The 5,052-nt window shown below is 72.0% G+C and carries 5 protein-coding genes and 1 pseudogene; 1 reads left to right on the plus strand and 5 read right to left on the minus strand.

What is annotated here, in order from left to right:
• The 5 genes and pseudogenes from I5G_RS22770 to I5G_RS14725 form a co-directional block, all read right to left on the minus strand.
• A pseudogene (locus tag I5G_RS22770) lies at positions 1-248 on the minus strand (hypothetical protein); the annotation flags it as partial.
• Positions 245-1,099, minus strand: coding sequence for a branched-chain amino acid ABC transporter permease (locus I5G_RS14710; protein ID WP_022879731.1), 855 nt, complete (start codon positions 1,097-1,099; stop codon positions 245-247). The gene I5G_RS14710 and the pseudogene I5G_RS22770, both read right to left, overlap by 4 nt.
• Positions 1,096-1,773 (minus strand): ABC transporter ATP-binding protein, encoded by a 678-nt coding sequence (locus I5G_RS14715; protein ID WP_022879732.1) that lies wholly within the window; start codon positions 1,771-1,773, stop codon positions 1,096-1,098. Before I5G_RS14715 ends, I5G_RS14710 begins: the two co-directional genes overlap by 4 nt.
• The gene (locus I5G_RS14720) at positions 1,770-2,555 is read right to left on the minus strand and encodes an ABC transporter ATP-binding protein (RefSeq protein ID WP_022879733.1); all 786 of its coding nucleotides are present in this window, start codon (positions 2,553-2,555) and stop codon (positions 1,770-1,772) included. Before I5G_RS14720 ends, I5G_RS14715 begins: the two co-directional genes overlap by 4 nt.
• A complete protein-coding gene (locus tag I5G_RS14725) occupies positions 2,552-3,742 on the minus strand; it encodes an ABC transporter substrate-binding protein (RefSeq protein ID WP_022879734.1) in 1,191 nt (396 codons plus the stop codon). Before I5G_RS14725 ends, I5G_RS14720 begins: the two co-directional genes overlap by 4 nt.
• Before the next feature lie 173 nt (positions 3,743-3,915).
• Here I5G_RS14725 and I5G_RS14730 point away from each other — a divergent pair.
• Positions 3,916-5,052: AAA family ATPase (locus I5G_RS14730; protein WP_022879735.1), on the plus strand; the 1,137-nt coding region annotated here is incomplete at its 3' end.

Genomic DNA, 5,052 nt, shown 5'->3' on the forward strand with positions numbered 1-5,052 from the left:
GGCGCGAGCAGGAGCGCGATCAGCGGCGGATGCCGAGCGAGACGGTGCCGACGGCGACGGTGAAGCCCGCCCACCGCGACGAACGCGCCCTGACCGAGGGACGCCTGACCGGCGTAGCCCATGAACAGGGACAGCCCCGTGACGACGATCGCGGCGAGCGCGGTCTGCACGAAGAACGTCTGATCGATCAGCAGGAGCGGCGCCACGGCGGCGGCCACGGCGACCAGGATGGTGACGATGCGGGTCATTTCGCCTCCTCGGCGGTGAACGAGCGCGAGCGGGCGATCATCAGCACGAGCATCATGATCAGCGCGATCTGGGTCTGGTACGAGCCGTTGGCGTACCCGGCGACGAGCTGCCCGGTGACACCCAGCACGAGGGCGCCGACGAACGTCATCCACGGGTTCCGCAGTCCCCCGAAGACGGCGGCGGCCAGCGCGCTCAGCACGAACGGCAGGTCGGAGGTGACCGACACGGCCGTCGTCGGAGCGATGAGCACGCCCGCGAGGCCGCCGAGGACGCCCGCGATCGTGAAGGACAGCAGCCCCATCACGCGCGTGTCGATCCCCACGAGGCGCGCGGCGCGCGGATTGGATGCCGCGGCGGTGAGGGCGCGACCGACGTCGGTGCGCGAGAACAGCAGACTCAGCGACGCCAGCGCGGCGACGGCGACGACGAGCACGAGCAGGCGCTGCACCTCGATCGTGGCACCGAGCACGGTGAGCGTCCCTGTCAGTCCGGGCGGCGAGACCGGGTTCTGCCCCCACACCGCGATGATGACGGCCGCGGAGACCAGCGACATCCCCAGGGTGATGAGGAGCGACGTCATCGGGTGGGTTCCGGGCTTGCCGATCGCGACGGCGCCGACGACGAACCCGATGAGACCGACGACCACCACGGCCGCCAGCTCGGACAGTCCCGGTGGGAGCCCGATCTCCCGGAAGGTCTGCGAGAGGAAGGCCCCGAACACCACGAACGAGCCCTGGGCGAAGTTGAGGACGTGCGTGACGCGATACACGACGACGATGCCGCTCCCGACGAGGGCGAACGACCCGGCGAGCGCGAGGCCGCTGAGGAGGTAGGTGACGAGGTCGCTCATGCGCGGGTCTCCTGCCCGTCGAAGCCGCCGAGGTACGCGGCGCGCAGCTCGGGCGCGGCGGCGAGCCGCTCGGTCGGCCCCTCCGCCACGATGCGCCCGGCGTCGAGCACATAGGCGCGCGAGCACAGCTCGAAGGCCAATCCGACCTCCTGTTCGATGAGGAGGACGGCCGTGCCGCGATCGGCGTTGAGCCGGGCGAGGTGACGGACCAGGTCGGCGGCGATGAGCGGCGCGAGACCGAGCGAGAGTTCGTCCACGACGAGCAGATCGGGCTCGGCCATGAGCGCACGACCCACCGCGACCATCTGCTGCTGACCGCCCGACAGCGTGTCCGCCCGTTGACGGCGCACACGCTGCAGGTCCGGCAGCAGCTCGTACACGGCATCCGTGTTCCGTCGTCGTCGGCGCCACGCGCCGAGGCGCAGGTTGTCGTCGACGCTGAGGTCGCCGAACATCTGCCGCCCCTCGGGCACCTGCGCCACGGTCCCGGACACGCGGACGACACCCGCCGCGGGACGCACGAGTCCGCTGACGGCGTTGACGAGCGAGGTCTTCCCGGCGCCGTTGGGGCCCACGAGGGCGACGAGCTCGCCCGGCTCGACGCGGAGCGACACCCCGTCGAGGGCGGTCGCCGCGCCGTAGCGGACGACGAGATCGTCGACGTCGAGCATCATGCGGCGGCCTCGCTTCCCAGATAGGCGGCGATCACGGCGGGGTCCCGACGGATCTCGTCGGGTGTGCCGTCGGCGATCACTCGTCCGAGGTCCAGCACGGCGATGCGGTCCGCCAGCGACGTCACCATCGCGACGTCATGCTCGACGAGCAGGATCGTCGTGCCGTCCGCGTGCAGTTCGCGGATCAGCGCCGTGAGGTCGCGGCGCTCGTCGGCGCGCAGGCCCGAGGCGGGCTCGTCCAGGAGCAGCACCCGGGGCCGGGCCGTGAGCGCCCGCGCCACCTGCAGACGCCGCTGCTGCCCCAGCGGCAGCTGTTCGGCACCCCGGTCGGCCCAGTCGGACAGCCCGACGCGCTCGAGCGCGTCGCGGGCGTCGGACAGGATCTCCTTCTCCTCGCGGCGATGGCGGGGCAGGCGGAGCGCGGCATCCACCGCTCCCGCCCGCGTACGGGCGTGCGCGCCGACGGCGACGTTCTCGAGGACCGTCATCCCGGGGAAGAGCCGCGCGCCCTGGAACACGATCGCGATGCCGCGTCGGGCACGACGGTGCGGGGGCAGACGGTCGATGCGCGCGCCGTCGAGCAGGATCCTGCCCTCCTGCGGGCGCACGTGACCGCTGATCAGGCCGAACAGGGTGGACTTGCCGGCCCCGTTCGGCCCGATCACGCCGCGCACCTCGCCGGGGGCGACGGTGAAGGAGACGTCGCGGTTGGCGTAGACGCCGCCGAAGCGGCGGGACAGACCCGAGAGCGCCAGGCCCGCGGAGGGTGCGGTGTCGTTCACTGGGGCAGCTCGGTCGCGAACTTCTTCGTCGCGTACTCGGTCGGAACCCACTTCCCGCCCTTGACCTGGAAGATCGCCAGAGAGGTGGCATCCAGGCCCATGTGGTCGGTGGCGCTGTACGAGTAGTGCCCGTTCGAGGTCAGCAGGTCGGTCTGCTCGAGCGCGTCGCGGATCTTCTGCCGATCGGTCGAGTCGGCGCGGTCGATCGCGGAGGCGAGCAGCTCCACGCCCGAGGCGCCACCGAACGCGAACTCCGGCGGGTAGGCGCCGCCGTTGGCGTCCATCCACGGCTGCGCGACCGCCATGACCTTGGTCTTGTACGGCCCGTCGGGCAGCGCGTCACCGGCCAGCGCCACGGTCGCCGCGGCGACGACACCCTCGGCGGCGTCCCCCGCTGGCTGGAGGTACAGGTCGGACGCCTCGGCCCCGGTGAAGTATGTCGGGATGCCCTTGCCGGCGATCTGCTTGGTGATGATGACCGGTGCCGGTCCCGCTCCCCACACGACGAAGGCATCCGGCTTCGCGGCGACCACCTTGGTGATCAGCGGCGTGAAGTCGGTCGAGGTCTGGTCGTAGGCCTCGTCGAGGACGACCTGGATGCCGGCTTCCTTCGCGAACTCCGCGGTCGCCTTCTCGCCGTTCCCGCCGTAGAGGTCACCACCGGTGTATCCGATGGCGAGGGTCTTCACGCCCTGCGCGACCCAGTAGTCCACCAGGGCTCGGGCGTACACGGCGGGCACCGGCGGGGACGTGAACGCGTACGGGTTGCTGCCGTCGGCGAACGCGTCGACGGGGCCGAGCGCGATCGTCGGGATCTTCGCGGACTGGGCGGTGCTGCCCACGGCGGTCGCGGCCGAGACGAAGCTGCTCGCGAGCATCGCCGAGTAAGACGGGTCGGAGGCGAGCTGGTTGAACTGCTTCACGGACTCGGTCACGTCGGCCTTGTCGTCGACGACGGTGAGCTGGACCTGACGTCCGTCGATGCCGCCCGCCGCGTTGATGTCGGCCACGGCGCGCTCGGCGGCCTCCTTGTCGCCCTGCCCCAGTGCGGAGAGGAAACCCGTGAGCGGCACGACCATGCCGATCTTCACCGGCCCTGACGCGGAACCGGTGGCGGTGCCGCCCGAGCAGGCGGTGAGGACGAGGGCGAGGGCCGCCGTGGCGGCCAGAGGGACGGTTCTGCGCATGGAGTACTCCCGGTTCGTCGTTGAACACAGGACCCGGCGGGTCCGGCGGCCATTGTCGGAGGGGCGGCGATCCGTCCCGTCTATCCGTGAAATGACGTAATCGCCCTCGGATCCCCACCGGTGGCCTCCGCGCGCGCACATAATGAGAGCCACCGAGAGCAAGGACGCCCGTCGTGATCAAAGAGCCGCGCAGCGAGTTCGTGGGGCGTCGCCGAGAGCTGGCGGCGCTCGCCGACGAGCTGACCCACGCGCGCCTCATCACCCTCACCGGCGTCGGGGGTGTCGGCAAGACGCGCCTGGCCGTCCGCGCCGCGAACGCCCACGCCCGGCGCACCTCCATCCACGCGGTCTTCGTCGGCCTCGATGCCGTGAGCGACCCGCGCCGCGTGACCGACGCGATCGCGCAGGCGCTGCCGTACGGCGAGCTGTCGGCGCGCGAACCCCTCAGCTTCGTCGTCGACGTGCTCAGCGGCGAGAAGTCGCTGATCGTGCTGGACAACTGCGAGCACCTGATCGACGCCGTGGCCTCCGTGGTCGACGAACTGCTCGACGCGCTCCCCGACGTCACGATCGTGGCGACGAGCCGACGCCGCCTGGACGTGGATGGCGAGCAGGTGTTCGCGGTCCCACCGCTGGCCACCGACACCGCGGGCGACGAGCCCGCCGACGCCCTCGCCCTGCTGCTCGCGCGCGCCCGCGCGGGGGACGCGGGGTTCACGCTCGCGCGGACCGACCTCGCCGCCGCGGCGCAACTGTGTCAGGCGCTGGACGGCCTCCCGCTCGCGATCGAGCTGGCCGCGGCGCGGCTGCGGACGCTGTCGGTCACCGAGTTGGGGCGGCGGCTGTCGCACCGGTTCACGCTGCTCCGGTCGGGGACGCGCGCCCCCGTGTCACGGCAGCGGACCCTCCGCGCCGTCGTCGACTGGAGCTACGAGCTGTGCACGCCGGCGGAGCGCTCGCTGTGGGCGGCCCTCAGCGTGTTCGCGGGGCCGTTCGACCTGCCGGCGGCGATCGCGGTGGCCGGGGGCGACGACGCGTCGACCGTCGACACCCTCGATCAGCTCATCGAGCAGTCCCTGGTGGAGGCCGACCGCGACTCGGGGCGTTTCCACCTGCTCGAGACGATCCGCAGCTACGGGCGCGACCGCGCGGAGGAGTCCGGCGACCAGCCGCAGCTCGTCCGCCGCCACCTCGACCACTACACCGGTCTCGCGCACCTGGCCCGGACGAACTGGTACGGCCCGGCCCAGCGGAAGATCCTGCGCGGACAGCGCGCGGACCGGGCGGAAATGGATGCCGCTCTGCGCACG

This window comes from Microbacterium sp. B19, from assembly GCF_000333395.1.
GTDB lineage: Bacteria > Actinomycetota > Actinomycetes > Actinomycetales > Microbacteriaceae > Microbacterium.